17 protein-coding genes are annotated in these 15,728 nt (G+C 30.6%); all 17 read left to right on the top strand.

From position 1 onward, the window contains the following. The first annotated feature begins 9 nt into the window (after positions 1-9). The 17 genes from Q0829_RS01065 (at position 10) to Q0829_RS01145 (ending at position 15,709) form a co-directional block, all read left to right on the top strand. Positions 10-912 (top strand): aldo/keto reductase family oxidoreductase, encoded by a 903-nt coding sequence (locus Q0829_RS01065; RefSeq protein WP_298538915.1) that lies wholly within the window; start codon positions 10-12, stop codon positions 910-912. 396 nt (positions 913-1,308) lie between these two features. Then, complete coding sequence (locus tag Q0829_RS01070; protein ID WP_298538916.1) at positions 1,309-2,028, top strand: hypothetical protein; 720 nt, start codon at positions 1,309-1,311, stop codon at positions 2,026-2,028. Positions 2,029-2,032: 4 nt separating this feature from the next. After that, positions 2,033-3,265 (top strand): hypothetical protein, encoded by a 1,233-nt coding sequence (locus tag Q0829_RS01075; RefSeq protein WP_298538917.1) that lies wholly within the window; start codon positions 2,033-2,035, stop codon positions 3,263-3,265. After that, complete coding sequence (locus tag Q0829_RS01080) at positions 3,240-3,608, top strand: hypothetical protein (protein WP_298538918.1); 369 nt, start codon at positions 3,240-3,242, stop codon at positions 3,606-3,608. Before Q0829_RS01075 ends, Q0829_RS01080 begins: the two co-directional genes overlap by 26 nt. Next, positions 3,601-4,065 (top strand): type II secretion system protein, encoded by a 465-nt coding sequence (locus Q0829_RS01085; RefSeq protein WP_298538919.1) that lies wholly within the window; start codon positions 3,601-3,603, stop codon positions 4,063-4,065. The genes Q0829_RS01080 and Q0829_RS01085 overlap by 8 nt, the downstream gene beginning before the upstream one ends. Continuing rightward, positions 4,065-5,207 carry a type II secretion system F family protein gene (locus Q0829_RS01090; protein ID WP_298538920.1) on the top strand — a complete coding sequence of 381 codons (1,143 nt, stop codon included), beginning with the start codon at positions 4,065-4,067 and terminating at the stop codon, positions 5,205-5,207. The genes Q0829_RS01085 and Q0829_RS01090 overlap by 1 nt, the downstream gene beginning before the upstream one ends. A gap of 57 nt (positions 5,208-5,264) precedes the next feature. Beyond that, complete coding sequence (locus Q0829_RS01095) at positions 5,265-5,705, top strand: type II secretion system protein (protein WP_298538922.1); 441 nt, start codon at positions 5,265-5,267, stop codon at positions 5,703-5,705. A gap of 4 nt (positions 5,706-5,709) precedes the next feature. Then, positions 5,710-6,198 carry a hypothetical protein gene (locus tag Q0829_RS01100; RefSeq protein ID WP_298538924.1) on the top strand — a complete coding sequence of 163 codons (489 nt, stop codon included), beginning with the start codon at positions 5,710-5,712 and terminating at the stop codon, positions 6,196-6,198. 1 nt (position 6,199) lies between these two features. Further along, positions 6,200-7,624: a GspE/PulE family protein gene (locus tag Q0829_RS01105; RefSeq protein ID WP_298538927.1), complete on the top strand. Its 1,425-nt coding sequence runs from the start codon at positions 6,200-6,202 to the stop codon at positions 7,622-7,624. Between the two features lie 3 nt (positions 7,625-7,627). Beyond that, entirely contained in the window at positions 7,628-9,550 is a 1,923-nt protein-coding gene (locus Q0829_RS01110) for a type II and III secretion system protein (protein ID WP_298538929.1), read from the top strand. Next, entirely contained in the window at positions 9,550-10,743 is a 1,194-nt protein-coding gene (locus Q0829_RS01115; protein ID WP_298538931.1) for a PilN domain-containing protein, read from the top strand. Before Q0829_RS01110 ends, Q0829_RS01115 begins: the two co-directional genes overlap by 1 nt. After that, complete coding sequence (locus tag Q0829_RS01120) at positions 10,736-11,263, top strand: hypothetical protein (protein ID WP_298538934.1); 528 nt, start codon at positions 10,736-10,738, stop codon at positions 11,261-11,263. The genes Q0829_RS01115 and Q0829_RS01120 overlap by 8 nt, the downstream gene beginning before the upstream one ends. Continuing rightward, positions 11,247-12,218, top strand: a complete 972-nt coding sequence (locus Q0829_RS01125; RefSeq protein WP_298538936.1) for a hypothetical protein — start codon at positions 11,247-11,249, stop codon at positions 12,216-12,218. Before Q0829_RS01120 ends, Q0829_RS01125 begins: the two co-directional genes overlap by 17 nt. Then, positions 12,218-12,706 (top strand): hypothetical protein, encoded by a 489-nt coding sequence (locus tag Q0829_RS01130; RefSeq protein ID WP_298538939.1) that lies wholly within the window; start codon positions 12,218-12,220, stop codon positions 12,704-12,706. Before Q0829_RS01125 ends, Q0829_RS01130 begins: the two co-directional genes overlap by 1 nt. Before the next feature lie 558 nt (positions 12,707-13,264). Continuing rightward, positions 13,265-13,630 carry an OmpH family outer membrane protein gene (locus Q0829_RS01135; protein WP_366141952.1) on the top strand — a complete coding sequence of 122 codons (366 nt, stop codon included), beginning with the start codon at positions 13,265-13,267 and terminating at the stop codon, positions 13,628-13,630. 54 nt (positions 13,631-13,684) lie between these two features. Next, positions 13,685-15,085, top strand: a complete 1,401-nt coding sequence (locus Q0829_RS01140) for a tail fiber protein (RefSeq protein WP_298538940.1) — start codon at positions 13,685-13,687, stop codon at positions 15,083-15,085. 51 nt (positions 15,086-15,136) lie between these two features. Then, positions 15,137-15,709, top strand: coding sequence for a hypothetical protein (locus Q0829_RS01145; RefSeq protein WP_298538942.1), 573 nt, complete (start codon positions 15,137-15,139; stop codon positions 15,707-15,709). Positions 15,710-15,728: the final 19 nt, after the last annotated feature.

Raw genomic sequence — 15,728 nt, forward strand, 5'->3', positions numbered from 1 at the left:
TTAAATAAAATGAATACAAAGGTTTCAAAAAGCGAATCATTATTTTCTAGAATAGTAGCAGGATGTATGAACTGGGGAGAATGGGGAGCAAATCTTAGCATTGAGGAATCTCAAAAATTAATAGAAGATTGTATTGCTATTGGTGTTACAACTTTTGATCATGCAGATATTTATGGTCATTATACTACAGAAGCATTATTTGGTAATGCCATCAAAGGTAAAAGTTCGCTGAGAGATAAAATACAGTTAGTTACTAAATGTGGTATTCGGTTAGTGACACCTAATCGACCTAATAATAAGATAAAATCTTATAAGACAACCAAAAAGTATATTATAGCGTCTGCAGAACAATCATTGATAAATTTACAGACAGATTATATAGATATGTTGTTGATTCACAGACCTAGCCCTCTAATGAATCCTTCAGAAATAGCGGAAGCTTTTGAAATACTAAAATCAAGTGGTAAAGTACAGAATTTTGGAGTATCTAATTTTGATACTTCTCAGTTCGATATGTTAAACGATTCTTTTCCGCTACAGACCAATCAAATAGAAATATCACCATTATATTTAGCACCATTTATTGATGGTTCTTTAGATCAGTGCATAAAGCATAACATAGAACCTATGGCATATTCTACACTAGCCGGTGGGAAGTTTTTTTCGAAGCAACCAGATGAAAGAGTTGTTAGAATCAACAAAGTTGTGAATCAATTAATACAAAAGTACAATGTTTCTGCTGATCAGATATTAACCGCCTGGTTACTAAAACATCCTTCAGGAATAGTACCGGTAATGGGGTCTACAAAAATAAATCGTATTCAGTCTGCTGTAAATTCTTTATCACTTCAGATAACAGATGAAGAATGGTTTAAGATCTGGGAAGCTTCTACAGGTCAAGAGGTAGCTTAGCCATTTTTCTGTTTTAGAAACTCAAAAGCAGGTTTCGACTTTAAATTTCTTTGTTATGAAAATTAACTATTACATCTTTTTGATAAGAAGTTGATTTTTGTATGTCATATTTTTCTTAAAGTAAAAAAAAATAAAAAAAATCAAGAAAGAGGGGGTAACAAAATGATCACTCACGACACATGTATATAGTAATGGTTTAGTTTGATGGTTATGGTAGGCATTTTAGTCAGATTAACTTTACTCAGAAATCAATGACTACGGTTACGTAGGGGTATGTGTATCGTAGTCATGTTTTTTCTTGATTGTTTGTATATAGTTGATTATCAAAAAACTGCGTTTTTTGTTCTTTTTTTCGGATGAAAGTAGTTTATTTGCAAACCCTAAAATTTACCCAAAATGAAATTGTTATTTACACTAATTTTGCTATTCGGATCTACCCAGTATATCAACAAAGATGTAACGAGAAAGGTTATTTCTGATGATAATTATAATTATACATTCTACGTTTCTAACAAGAAAGCATCCAATTATCAAGATTTAAAAGAATATCATTGGTATAAAAGTGGAAAAATTCATTCCTCTTTTGGAGGTGGTGATGGTCAAATTTTACATGGAGAATATAATAAGACTTACAGAGGTAATGGAATTGCCGAACAAGGAGATTTTTATTATGGTCTTAGGGATGATACCTGGAAGAATTGGTATGAAAATGGAAAAATAAAAAAAATATCTAATTGGCAAAAAGGAGCACTTTCCGGTACATATCAGGAGTTTACAGAATCAGGTGTTTTATTAGTTAGTGGTAAATATAAAAATAATAAAAAACACGGTAGATGGATTAGCCATAATACCAATGATACGCTTTATTTCAAAAAAGGAGAAAAAGTAATTAAAGAAGCCGCTGAAGAAGAAATTGAGGATGATAAGAAGAAGGGTATTATAGTAAAGACCAAAGACTTTTTTAAAGATATTTTCAGGAAGAAAACACCTGAAGAAAAAGAGAAAGCTAAGAAGGAAAAAGAGATCCGAAAGCAAAAGAAAGAAATAGAGAAAAAACGTAAAGAGTTAGCAAAAAAGAAAGAAGCTAGTAAAAAGAACACTCCAAAAAAACAATAAGTAAATGCTAAAAGCGGGTTCTTTATTATATGCTATTTACGTTTGTCTGATTATTGCTATTCTCAGTGGTGGACTTATATATGTCTTCACAATCAATAAAACTTTAGCAACCAGACAATCTGTAAAAGAACAGCTTATAGATCGTTGTACTTCCTGTTTTGATTATTTTTTGTTAAACCCAAAATCATTTGACAAAGCAAGCACACAACAAGCTGATCTATTTAATGATGGATTAATGTGCAAGTTTACTAAAGAAAGATGGGGGATGTATTCTAAATTATTAGGAAAAGCCTTTTTTAAAAAAGATACAATTGATAGAAATTATATAATTGGAGAAGTTGTTGATTCGAATCCATTAGCACTATATCTATGTGATTTTGGAGAGGAACTTAAAATTTCAGGGATTACTAAGATCAAGGGAAATGTAAGACTCCCAAAAAAAAGATATAAAGTGGTAAATATTTTAGGTAATCAACAAGCCAATAACCCAAAACTTGATGGAAATATTAGCGTTTCATCTCAGAATTTACCTAAAATAATTTCTCCTAAATTAGAATATCCAACTAGTATTATAGAAACTACTTTATCTGAGTTAAAGGAAAACCAGCCAATATTTAGAGCGTTCGATCAAAAAACCGCAATAGTATATCTGGATAAAGGGGAATCTCTAGATAGATTAAACATTAAGGGTAATTTTATTTTTAAATCAAGAGATACGATACGTATTGATGATACTACAAAAATTGAAGATGTTATTATTCAGGCACCAAAAGTAGTATTGGAAGAAGGTTTTGAAGGAAGTTTACAAATTTACGCAGATAAAGGAGTTGATATAGAATCAGATGTTAAGTTACGATATCCATCTTGTATTGTAATTGAAGCATCTACCAGAGATTATAAAAAGAATATTCATATAGCTGAGGATGTAGAAATCTATGGTGGGATTGTAATCAATGGATCGAGTTTTAGAGAAAAGCAAAATAATTTTGTTTTTATTGATGAAAACTCTTTAGTAGTAGGAGATGTGTATTGTAATGGTGTTATGGAATTAAAGGGCAGTATTATTGGTTCTTTATATACACATAAATTACAATTAGAAACTAGAAGTTCTAAGTATGCAGATGTTATCTTAAATGGTGTAATTGACGCAACAGAATTACCAAAGAATTTTGTGAGATTACCACTATTTGGAAATACAGGAGAAAATAGATTTGAAAGAATTAAAAACATACAATAAATATTTCCTTGATGGAAGTTCATTAATCGAATCGGTAATAGCTATTTCGATTATAGCTACTTGTTTATTAGTAGCAATTAGGTTGTATGCAGCTGTTTTAAATAGTAGTTCATCTTTGAATTCGTATAGAATGAAGTTTAAAGTAGCTGAGCTATTTAATGATACTAGAATAGCCAGAGATTTTGATGATGAATTATATGAGTTTAAAACATATTCAATTAAAAAAGTAGTTGAAGATTTCCAAAGCAATAATGAATTGAAAAATATAAAATTCATAGTGCAAACAACTTCCGATACTATTATATATAACTATTTGTTAGCCAATAAAAAACGCAATGAGTAAGGTAAGAGCATTTACCATATTAGAAATGTTAATTAACCTGACTATTATGTCAATCATAATGGGGTTGATATATTTTGCGTATGCTTCATTTGTAAAGCAGGTAGTAAACTATCAAGCGTCTATAGATGAACAAAATGAATTGACAACAAGTTATGTGCAATTAAGAACTGATTTTTTTAATGCAGAGCGGATTGTAAAATCTTATAAAGGATTTAAAGTGATTCCTTATAATAATAAAGAAATAGAATATAAAATTACAGAAAAGTATCTTATTAGAAGACAGGTTCATATGTTGGATACTCTTTCTATAAATAAACTTACCATTTCATCTGATTTTAATAGCATTACAAAAGAAGATCTTATTACCAAAATGATGATTGAAACAACGCTTTTTGATGAACCAATCGAGTTTATAATAGCTAAGGATTATGCGCCTAATCTTAAACTGAAATTGTAATGGGAGTTGATATAAGTAAAATACATAAAAACACTAATGTGAAGACAGATAATAAATCGTCTTCTGTTAGTGGTTTCTTTAATCAAGAATTGAGCTTTTCCAAAAAAATCGGCGCAAAGGAGAAGGTCGTATTGTATAAGGATTTGTCTACACTATTGAATGCAGGTGTAGATTTCAAGACTGCTCTAGAGATATTAGCGAATCAACAAAAAAAGAAGCAGTTAAAGGAATTAATTTTAGAATTAAAATCCAAAATTGTAAAAGGAAAAAGCTTTTATGAAGCTTTAGAAGATACAGGGCTTTTTTCTTCCTATGAATATTTCAGTATCAAGATAGGAGAGGAAACTAAAAAATTAGATACTGTTTTATTAGAATTACATAAATATTTTAAACGTCAGATTAAATTAAGAAAGCAAATTATCTCGGTGATTACGTACCCATCATTTGTTTTAGTTTTGACTGTAGGAGTTTTATACTTTATGTTAACCTATGTGGTTCCGATGTTTAAATCTGTATTTAATCAATTCGATGGAGATCTTCCGGCATTGACCGAAAATATCATCGTATTGTCAGAAAAATTTCCGACCATATTTGTTGGGATATTAATTGTGGTTTTGACTAGTATGTTTTTAGTTAAAATATACGGGCAAAACTCTTCTTTTAGAAATTTCAAGTCAAAATTGGTTTTGAAAATTCCTTTTTTCGGAAAGTTAGTTAAGATGGTATATCTGGCGAGGTATTGTCAGTTTTTAGATTTACTACTGACATCAAAAACATCATTAACAGAATCTCTGGATATGGTGAAAAAGATGATTGGTTTTTATCCAATAGAATCTTCAATTGATCCTATTAGGAATGATGTTATTAAAGGAGTTCCCTTTGCTGCAGCTATGAAAAAGCATAAGATTTATGAATATAAATTAATTTCTATGGTAGAAGTAGCAGAAGAAATTAATGAATTAGATACTATGTTTTCTAGATTGGCAGATGAATATGATGAAGAAGTGGAACATAAAACCAAAATGATCGGAGTAGTTCTAGAGCCATTGATAATTATTGTCATTGGGCTAATTGTTGGTTTAATAATGGTAGCAATGTATGCACCAATGTTTGATCTCAGTAAAATTATAAATGGAAATTAAAAAATTTAGATTTTGTTAACACAATTTAATACTTTTGCAACCCCTAAATCAATCTTAATGAACTCATTAAGATTACAAGAAAAACCTATGAAACGCAAAAACAACTGGTATGCTGCGGCATATTCTATGACAGAGATATTGATTGTACTTTGTATTATCGGTATTTTGCTCCTAATGGTACTTCCAAGTCAGACTTCTGTAATTACTCAGGCAAAATCTATAGAAGCACAGAGTATGCTAAACCATTTATATGGATTAGAGAAAAACTACTTTTTTAGACATTCTAGATATACGGCTGATTTTGACGAACTAGGTTTTGAACCAGTATTGACTATAGAACAAGGTGGTCAAGCAGTGTATAGAATAGAAATCATAGAAGCTTCTACAAACTCGTTTAAAGCTTCTGCCACTTCTTTATCTGATTTTGATGATGATGGTAATTATAATACCTGGGAAATCGATCAAAAAAAGACATTAAAAGAAACAGTTAAAGATTAATTCGTTGGATACTGTTATTCAAATAACCCTAATACTATTGCTTTCGTTGGTATTTATTCAAGACCTAAAGCTTAGAGCTATTCATATATTATTACCAATTTTTATTTTAATTATTGGGTTGATACCTTATTTTAAAAATGACTATAGCATAATTGGTTTACTATATAGCTTGATTTTTCTGATCATTACTTTTGGCGGATTGTATTTGTATTTATCTTTTAAAAATAAAAGACTGACCAATCCTTTTAAAAGAAATATGGGGCTTGGAGATGTACTGTTTTTTATAGCTGTAATTCCCTTTTTCTCGTCCTACAATTATATATTATTTTTTATTACAGGGATGCTGTTTTCGATACTAGGGTTTTTAGTAATAAAGCTAATAGTTAAAACAGATTTAGTTCCGTTAGCAGGATTGTTAGCGTTGTATTTAATTTTACTCAAAATCGGAAGTTACATTTCGGGCTTTGATATTTTCTTTACTAATTTTTTATAAGATGGATATAGCTAAAGAAATAACATTAACTACAGAAGAGCAGCAAATTATTAATGCAGATTTAGCTCACAATTATCAGATTGTCCCAAAAGAAGATAAAGGAAACAGCACTAGCTTTTATATATCAGAAACTGTTGCAAAAGATACTGTCAAAGAAGAGTTAGAGTTGATCATGGGTAAAACGGTGATATTGCATGAGGTTACTCCTGAAACCATTAATAGAGCGCTGGTTTTATATTATAGAACGGGTAATACTAGTAAAACTCAAAATACAACTAAGTCGGAAAACTTCAGATCAACATCTCAAGATTTTTTAGAGGAACTGATTTTCGAAGCAAAAGCAATAGGAAGTAGTGATATTCATTTTGAAGTTTTTAAAGATGAAGCCAGAATTCGTTATCGTATCGATGGAAAACTTACTGAGAAATATAAAATAGAAAAAGAAAATTATCTTGAATTAGTTAACAAGATCAAAATCAAATCCAATCTTGATATTACTGAGAAAAGATTACCGCAAGATGGTCGTATTAATTATGATGAATTTGATATTAGAGTTTCTATTTTACCAACATTGCACGGTGAAAAAATCGTGATGCGTATACTAGGAAGAGATACAGCACATCTTAGTATGGATAAGCTGGGAATGGAACAAAAGGAAAAAGAACTATATCAAGAAGCATTAAAAGCATCCAAAGGAATTATACTGATCAGCGGTCCGACAGGTTCTGGTAAGACAACTACCTTGTATGCTAGCTTAAAAGAATTAAATAAAGTTACCAGCAATATAGTTACGGTAGAAGATCCAATTGAATATACGTTAAAAGGAATTAACCAAGTTCAACTTAGAGAAGACATTGGATTAACGTTTACCAGTGCATTAAAAACATTCCTAAGACAAGATCCTGATATCATTATGTTGGGTGAGATCAGGGATGGAGCTACTGCCGAGATGGCAATTAGAGCAAGTCTTACTGGTCATTTAGTATTATCTACTATTCATACAAATTCTGCTTTAGGAACAATTTCCAGATTAATTGATATGGGAGTACCGGCTTTTCTTATTGCAGAAACACTGAAAATTTCTGTAGCGCAACGATTGGTAAGAAAATTATGTGATTCTTGTAAAGAACATTCCGTTTTAGAAGGAAATGAATATAAGAATGATGCTTTTATAGGACTTAAAGAACATTGGATTTCTAAAGGATGCGAACATTGTCACTATACAGGATATAAAGGAAGAACAGCAATTTATGAGATCATACCGATTGATAGTGTATTAACTCAGGAAATAAAGAAAAATTCAACAAATCTGGAAGAATCCATTTCAGATTATACAGAATCGAGTTTGTCGGGGAAAGCAATTCGATTAGTACAAAATGGAATAACATCAATTGAGGAGGTATACTCAATTATTATAGAAAAATAAAGAATGATAAGGAAAATACTATTAATTAGCTATCTCCTAGCGATCCAGGTATTGTGTGCTCAGAATACACAAATGACGGTCGAAGAAAAATTAGAAGAAATTGCCAAAACAAAGATAGGTTTAGAAGAAATAACTCAAATGGATGTTTCTGGTTTAACCCTTTTTGAGATCATAACCTCATTGGGAGAAGAACATAAACTTAATGTAGTAGCAGACCCTGGACTAAGTCAAATGGTTACAAGTAACTTTTTTGACGTAAAAGTAAAAGATGTTTTTCTTTTTCTAATTAGAACTTATGATCTGGAAGTGGAATTTATGAATAATATTATTGTTTTTAAACAACGAGAAATTGTTAAGGAATTACCCAAACCAAAGCCTAAAAAAGAATTAGATATTAACTATAGTAAGCAAAATGATTTCCTTTCTGTAAAACTTAAAAACGATTCTTTACCATCAGTAGCAGCAAAAATTACAGAATTAGCTAATAAAAATATAGTGCTAGCACCAGATGTTAAGAATATGAGTATTTCGGCTTATATTATTAACCGACCATTTGATCAGGTAATTGACATGATTGCGAAGTCTAATCAGTTGATCGCTGAGCGAGATGATAATGGTTTTTATTTTCTTTCCAAAGATGCAGAGTTACAGACTCCAACAAATAACGGAAGTAGAAATAATAGTAGAAGGAGGTCTTCATCAAGATCTTCTGCTAAAAATGTTTCTGGTGATTTGGAGATTAAATTAAACGATAACGGGTATTTGAACATAAAAGCATTTGATGCTAATGCGACGGAAATAATTACTCAGGCTGCAGAGTTATTAAAGCTTGGTTATGCAATGTATGACAAACCTGATGAAATTATCACAACAATTTTTTCTGAAGAAATAGATTTTGATAGTTTATTAGAACATGTATTTAGAGGAAAGAAATTTGCAGTTAACAAGTCCGATGAGTTTTACCTTATCGGAAAAGAAACTACAGCAGGGTTAAGAACTACAGAGTTAATCCAACTAGAGAATAGAACTATCGAATCTGTGTTAGCAACATTACCTAAATCCTTGACTCAAGATGTAGAAGTTCAGGAGTTTGTGGAATTAAACGGAATGCTGGTTTCTGGATCAAAACCAGTTATTATGGAATTAGCGCAAGTTATTCGTAAACTGGATAAAGTAGTGCCTTTGGTACAAATAGAAGTACTTGTAGTTCAGTATAACAAATCCTATGACATTCAGACAGGGTTACAAGGAATTCTGGGTGATGGTTCAGAAGATATAAAAACAGGAGGAGTAATTTTTCCTAACACAGATGTTACAGTAAACTCTAGTTCAATCAATCAATTAATAGATGCGTTTAATGGACTTGGAATTATTAATATTGGTAAAGTAACTAAAAACTTCTATGCCAATCTTAGTGCTCTGGAAAACAATTCTATTGTGAATCTAAAATCAACACCTAAGATCGCTACATTGAGTGGGCATGAAGCAAGTATTTCTATTGGAGAAACCGATTATTACTTTGAACAAACAAATAGGTTAATCAACACTGGAGTCAATGATAATATTCTGCAATCTGGTCAATGGAAACCAACAGAGGCAAATTTAAGTGTAAACATAAAACCTTTCGTATCTCTGGATGAGCATGTAACTTTGGAAATTTCAGTAGAAAAAAGTGCCTTTTTAGGTAGAGCAGGAGAGAATGCCCCACCAAGCAAGTCTACTCAAAAATTCGAATCATTGATTAGAGTACGAAATAATGAAATGATATTATTAGGAGGACTAGATGAATTAGAACGAGAAAACTCGGGTAGTGGTACTCCTGTTTTATCAAGAATACCAGTGATAAAATGGTTTTTTAGCAGTAAAAGAAAAGCCAGAGATAAATCAAAATTGCACGTATTTATTAAGCCAACAGTAATTTACTAATGATTCCTAAACTTCTAAATAATATCCTTTCCGGAAGCAGAATTCAATCTGTTCAGATTCATTTGGATACTGATCAGAAAGAGTATAGTTTGGTCGAAATTCAGAAGAAAAAAAATAACCTGACTATTGTAGATCGATATACTACGCAAAGCTTTGAAGAATTGTTAACAAAGCTTTCTAAAAACAAACCTGTTATACTTGCAATAACCGGTATGGGAATATTGTCTAAGCAGGTAAAAAATGATGTAGGATATCAATCAAAAATAATATTCAATGCAGATCCTAATGATTTCTATTGGAATGAATATAGACAAGAACAAGAAATTTTTGTTTCTGTAGCAAGAACAGCAATAGTAGACAAGGAAATAGAATTATTTGATAAAGCGCAGATTTCTATAGTTGATTTTACTATTGGTCCTTTTGTTATGACTTCGTTGAGCCCTCTTATGGAAGAAAAGGAGGTGCATACAAAAAATAACATCTTACATTTTAATAAAGATTATTCATTAATAAATTTTGAAAAAAAGCAGGAACGGAACACTTTTGAATATACTATCGGTGATGAAACTTTATCTAACATAGATATCCTTTGTTTTGCAAACGGACTTAATAACTTGTATCCAAATGATGCTATTAGTTCCGAATCTGATACAATGTCCTTAAGAAAGGAAGAATTCGCCTTTAAGAAAGCATTTAATGTTTTAGGAGTTTTTACACTTTCATTTTTCTTAGTTTCATTATTGATAAGCTACCTTTTATTAGGTCATTATCAAGAAGCACATCATAAAATACAGGTTGAGTTAGGTCAGCAAAATGTAGCGTATTCTAAATTAGTTTCTTTAGAAAAAGACAAAGAGAATAAAGAAGCAATATTAAAGCAATCTGGACTTAGTGATAGTAATTTTTTAAGCTTTTATATTGCTGAGATCACTAAAAATGTTCCATCAGAAATTAATTTAAGGGTGTTGAATATATTCCCAACTACATCTAAAATTAAAGCAGAACAGCGAATTAATTTTAGTAATAACCTTATAGAATTAGAAGGAACGGCTTCTTCTAATGCTGAATTTACATCTTGGATAAAAGAACTTAAAAGAGAACCATGGATCAATAACTTAGAGATTATTGATTTTCAAAGAGAGAACAGAACGAATTCTTTTAAAATTAAATTAATACTGAAATTCGATGTTTGAGAACCTATCATATAAAAAGAAGTTTTTTGCGTTATTAGCCTTGATGTTAGTTTTAGGTATAACAGCATATAAACGATCCTTTAGCATGACCATAGATGCAGCTCAACTGTTAGAAGAGTCTAAGCAGAAATTAGAGAAAGTAAGTAACTCTCAACAGCGCATTACTAACTTGATTGCAGAAGTATCATATTTAGATAAGCTAATAGGTAAGGAGGTCGCAAACCCAGATATAGTTCAGCAAGAAATTCTAAATACATTTACCGAAATAAATTCGGATACTCAATTAGTAAAACTAGAAGCAATTCATAAAGCTAGTGATGAATATTTCAATATTTATACGAATCGGTTAATTCTAACTGGTAATTATGGAGATCTTTTAAAAACTACCTATAATTATGAAAAAGCTTTTGATTTTTCTAGAGTGGTAAGTCTTCAGTTTTATATTGAAAAAGAACCAAGAACACGAAGAAAAAAATTATTTGAACAAATTATATTTCAGAATTATGAAAAAATACGTTAGTTATATTGCTATTGTGTGCGTAAGCTTTTTTACAGGCTGTGATGATATTATTGAAGATGATATTACCAATGATATTGTAACGACTAATGCACCAGAGGATATGGCACAGATTCAAGGAAATTCTGTGCAGTTTAGATGGAACGGAATTGATGGAGCAGATGAGTATCGCATACAAATTAACAATAAAGTTTCAAACAGCATTATCTTAGATTCTCTTGTTAATACTACTCTTTTTGATTATACTATGAATCCAGGATCGTATCAATGGAGAGTAAGAGGAGAAAATTTTGCATACCAGACAGCATATTCTTTTAATTCAGATTTTGAGGTAATTTCGTCAATAGATCTTTCTGATCAAGTAGTAACATTAGAACGTCCTCTTAATGAGGAATTTCTAAATAATACGGATATTACTTTTTCTTGGCAATCAATTAGTACAGCTACTTCTTATAAGATCAAGATTTCGAAAATAAATGAAACTTCGGAAACCCTTATTTTTGATAATGATGATAATAATATTAGCGGCACATCTATTACCATAGGAAATTCAGTAATACCAGAAGATGCTAGATATAAATGGGAAATACAAGCTTTAAATGATTCAAGTATGACCATGTTTTTTTCGAATTTCTTTTCTATAGATACTCAGAATCCTCCAGAACCAGTTTTAACAGAACCAACTACAGGGCAGACAGGTTCCGTAAATCAAGAAATCAGTTTTAAATGGTCCTATACGGATACAGGAGCCATTACATCTGGAATAACAAGCACCATCCAGATAGCTACAGATGATAGTTTTAATGACGTTATAGAAACAAATTCCAATCCGCTTACTGCAGATGAGTATACATTTACTTTTACGGTAGCCGACACTTATTTTTGGAGAGTAAAAGGCGAAGATGATGCCGGAAATTCTGGTGAGTTTAGTGCTGCAAATCAAATTATTATTAATTAATGCAAAAGAAAAAGATTAATAAAGTTTTGATTATAGCAGTTGCTCTGATTTGGGGAGTGGTCATTTACAAGTTTGCCGCTCCATATTTCCTAACCAATGATGTAGTAGTTACAGCAGATGCTCTTGTTAATCCTCCGAAAATATTTTTACGAAAGAAAGATACTTTTAATCTCAATATACCAAATAGAGATCCTTTTTTAGGTAAAACCATGAGTAAAAGAAAGCCTAAAGTATTTGTTTCTTCTAAGCCTGAAAAGAAGTCACGATCCAAAACAGTTGTATCTAAGAACTGGCCTAGAATTGAATATTTAGGTTTTATAAAATCAAAAGAGAGTACATCTAGATTAGGATTGTTACGAGTTAATGGCGTTTTAAAAAGAGTGAGGAATGGAGCCGATATACAAGGGGTTAAAGTAAAAAGTATTTCTCTAGATAAGATAACTCTGCAATTCCAAAAAGACGTCAAAGATTTTAAAAAGGCTAATTAAAAGATAATTATTAGGTACTGAAAGTAGTAACAAATAATTAGTGTTTAATCTCACAATATAGTGTTAGAAATAAGGCTGTGATACGTTAAATTGTATCACGGTATTTTTATGACTTTATTTTTTTTGAAAAAAAACGGATTTTCATGGTAACATTTCAATTGTTAAAGACATAAATATATGGAGAAAAGTAAAATGCTTTATTATTTATTGAATATTTGAATAATAAAACGATATTAATTAATTATTAATGTATTGGGTAATAGTTGTTTATAATTTTTTAAATAAATTTTTGAAGAAATCATACGTTTTTGAATTAATTATTATTAGATAATTAAACATTAAAAACTTTACGGTTTTAACTTATTTTTTTATTTTTTTTAACATATATTTGCCCTCCCAAAATAAAAGTTAACCATCTTGAAAAAAAATTACACCGCTTTGCTGGTAATATGCAATGTTTTGCTCTTAATTACCATATTCGTCCTATTTTCTTTTTTTAATAGATCCGAATCTAATATTGTTTATGTTGACAATGTTACATTGTTTAATGGGTTTAACATGTCTAAGGATCTTGGAAAGATCAACAATGAGAAAATTACAAAACAAAAGAAAAAACTTGATAGTCTGTATACGATCTATTCAATCTTCAAAGAACAGAAAAATACAGAAAAAGCTACTGCATTAGAAAATCAGCTAAGATCAGAAGATCAAGAGTTAAGAAAAATTAACGAGTATTTTTCTAATGAAATGAGCCAACAAGTCTGGAATCGACTGAATCAATATATTAAGGAATACGGAGAAGCTAATCAATATAAAATCATACTTGGAACTCAAGGTAATGGTAATATTATGTTTGCTCAAGACGGAGTAGATATTACTACAACAGTATTAGAATATGCTAATACGAAATACGAAGGGAATTAATAAAATTTATAGGAATCAATAATTGCGTATATACGCAATTTTAAAAAAGAATGTATGAGAATAATAACTACTAAACTATTTGTGGTATTTGCATTTACCTCATTTGTCACTTTTGCACAAAATAACACTACAAATCAAGGAGTTAACTCTGGAGAGCTAGGAAATAATAATAGTTTTTTTGGTGGAAATTCTGGACGTGATAATACAGCCAATAATAATAGTTTTTTTGGAGCAAACTCTGGTCAGAGTAATACTACAGGACAAACAAATGTTTTTGTAGGACGAAATTCTGGTCGTAATAATGTAGAAGGAAGTAATAATGTTTTTAACGGGAACTCTGCTGGGTTCAGTAATGCTTCTGGAAATTTTAATACGTTTTTAGGTACTTTTGCCGGTAGGGAGAATATTGATGGGAGAAGAAATGTTTTTGTAGGAGGTAATGCTGGACGGAATTCAACTGGTAATGCAAATATTCTTATTGGATATAGAGCTGGTTTTAATGAAACTGGAAACAATAAATTAATTATTGAAAATTCGGATTCAGATACTCCTTTAGTCTACGGAGACTTCGCTACGGATCAATTTGGTATTAATACCAATACCATTCCTGATGGTTATAATTTTGCTGTGGGTGGAGGAGCTAGTATCGATGGAAGTGTAAAGGCTGCAACGTTAGATATAGAAGCTCCGGATAATTCAGAGGATTGGCTGCCAGTTACTATTGGTCGAGAAGTAAAGCCTTTTACTAGAAATTTTAATTTTGTAGTTTCTCCTAGCACTAGTACTAATGAATTGTTAGGGTTTAGTATAGTTGATAAAAATTTAATTTCTAGACAGGATAATTATTTCCGAGATGATTTCACAAGAATTTCATATATGAGTAATAGAAATCAATACATTTTTTCATTAGATCATAATGATAGACAAGGACAAGATCAGGCAGCGATACAAATGCCGTTAACAAACTCTAAAATTGTAATTGCTGGATTCGGAGATTATTTAGAAGATCAAGGACATAAATTTATCGTAAAAGATGGTACTGCATTGATTGAAAATGCTATTTATACTAACGGCAGAATAGCTATTGGTACGACAGAAGATGATCCTGGATATGCACTTACAGTAAAAGGAAAAGTACACGTACAGGAAGTAAAAGTTGATCTTCTTGGAGTCCTTGCACCTGATTATGTATTCTATGAAGATTATAAACTAAAAACTTTAGAACAAGTTGAAGATTATATTGATCAAGAAGGACACTTGCCTAATATTCCATCTGCATCAGAAATGGAATCACAAGGAGTGAATCTAAAAGAGATGAATATGAGGTTACTGGAGAAAGTAGAGGAACTTACATTATATACGATTGCACAAGAAAAAGCGATTAAAGAACAACAAGAAGCAAACGATGCGTTAGAAAAACGTTTACAAAAGCTAGAAAAATTGTTACAGCAATAATCGCAAAATTTAATCACCATTTTTAGAATTATGATGTTCAAAAAGAAAAATATGCTCTTTTTGATTGGGATCTTATTGTTTGTATCCTGCCAAAAGGAAAAGAAAATTCCGTTGTCAGATACAGAATATAAGCTGTTTAATTTGGAACAAGCTGGTTGGAAATCCAAATCTGTTTCGCATCTGTTTTCCGATATAACATACAAGGCTACATTGGTTCCGTTACAATATTATATTCTAAAAAATGAAGGAAATAGGGATTTAGAAAAAATAGATTCCGTTTATGAATCCCTTAAAAATGAACGAATTATAGAAGTGGAGTTTCAGCAAGAAAAAGAGGATGATTTGTTAAAAGATATCTATACAAATAGAGATTATGAAACTTCAGTCAAGTATATGTCTTTTTATATAGAAAAGGATTTTAAGGCGATAACACAAAAAGGTGATACTGTCAATTGTTCTGGAGTAACATTCGAGCGTAATTTCAAAGTTACACCTTTTAAAAGACTATTACTTCATTTTGGTAATATTCCAGAAGAAGAAAATATAAAACTTATTTACCAAGATAATTTATTTGGTAATGGATTAATGAAATTCAATTTCAAAGAAACACCTATTAAGTTATAAAATTATAACACACTAAGTG

The organism is uncultured Aquimarina sp. (assembly GCF_947492405.1).
Taxonomy (GTDB): domain Bacteria; phylum Bacteroidota; class Bacteroidia; order Flavobacteriales; family Flavobacteriaceae; genus Aquimarina.

What these genes read in the sequence shown, in the direction of transcription:
- Q0829_RS01065 (WP_298538915.1), top strand. Translation starts at nt 10, where the DNA reads ATGAATACAAAGGTTTCAAAAAGCGAATCATTATTTTCTAGAATAGTA.
- Q0829_RS01070 (WP_298538916.1), top strand. Translation starts at nt 1,309, where the DNA reads ATGAAATTGTTATTTACACTAATTTTGCTATTCGGATCTACCCAGTAT.
- Q0829_RS01075 (WP_298538917.1), top strand. Translation starts at nt 2,033, where the DNA reads ATGCTAAAAGCGGGTTCTTTATTATATGCTATTTACGTTTGTCTGATT.
- Q0829_RS01085 (WP_298538919.1), top strand. Translation starts at nt 3,601, where the DNA reads ATGAGTAAGGTAAGAGCATTTACCATATTAGAAATGTTAATTAACCTG.
- Q0829_RS01090 (WP_298538920.1), top strand. Translation starts at nt 4,065, where the DNA reads ATGGGAGTTGATATAAGTAAAATACATAAAAACACTAATGTGAAGACA.
- Q0829_RS01095 (WP_298538922.1), top strand. Translation starts at nt 5,265, where the DNA reads ATGAACTCATTAAGATTACAAGAAAAACCTATGAAACGCAAAAACAAC.
- Q0829_RS01105 (WP_298538927.1), top strand. Translation starts at nt 6,200, where the DNA reads ATGGATATAGCTAAAGAAATAACATTAACTACAGAAGAGCAGCAAATT.
- Q0829_RS01110 (WP_298538929.1), top strand. Translation starts at nt 7,628, where the DNA reads ATGATAAGGAAAATACTATTAATTAGCTATCTCCTAGCGATCCAGGTA.
- Q0829_RS01115 (WP_298538931.1), top strand. Translation starts at nt 9,550, where the DNA reads ATGATTCCTAAACTTCTAAATAATATCCTTTCCGGAAGCAGAATTCAA.
- Q0829_RS01120 (WP_298538934.1), top strand. Translation starts at nt 10,736, where the DNA reads ATGTTTGAGAACCTATCATATAAAAAGAAGTTTTTTGCGTTATTAGCC.
- Q0829_RS01125 (WP_298538936.1), top strand. Translation starts at nt 11,247, where the DNA reads ATGAAAAAATACGTTAGTTATATTGCTATTGTGTGCGTAAGCTTTTTT.
- Q0829_RS01130 (WP_298538939.1), top strand. Translation starts at nt 12,218, where the DNA reads ATGCAAAAGAAAAAGATTAATAAAGTTTTGATTATAGCAGTTGCTCTG.
- Q0829_RS01135 (WP_366141952.1), top strand. Translation starts at nt 13,265, where the DNA reads ATGTCTAAGGATCTTGGAAAGATCAACAATGAGAAAATTACAAAACAA.
- Q0829_RS01140 (WP_298538940.1), top strand. Translation starts at nt 13,685, where the DNA reads ATGAGAATAATAACTACTAAACTATTTGTGGTATTTGCATTTACCTCA.
- Q0829_RS01145 (WP_298538942.1), top strand. Translation starts at nt 15,137, where the DNA reads ATGCTCTTTTTGATTGGGATCTTATTGTTTGTATCCTGCCAAAAGGAA.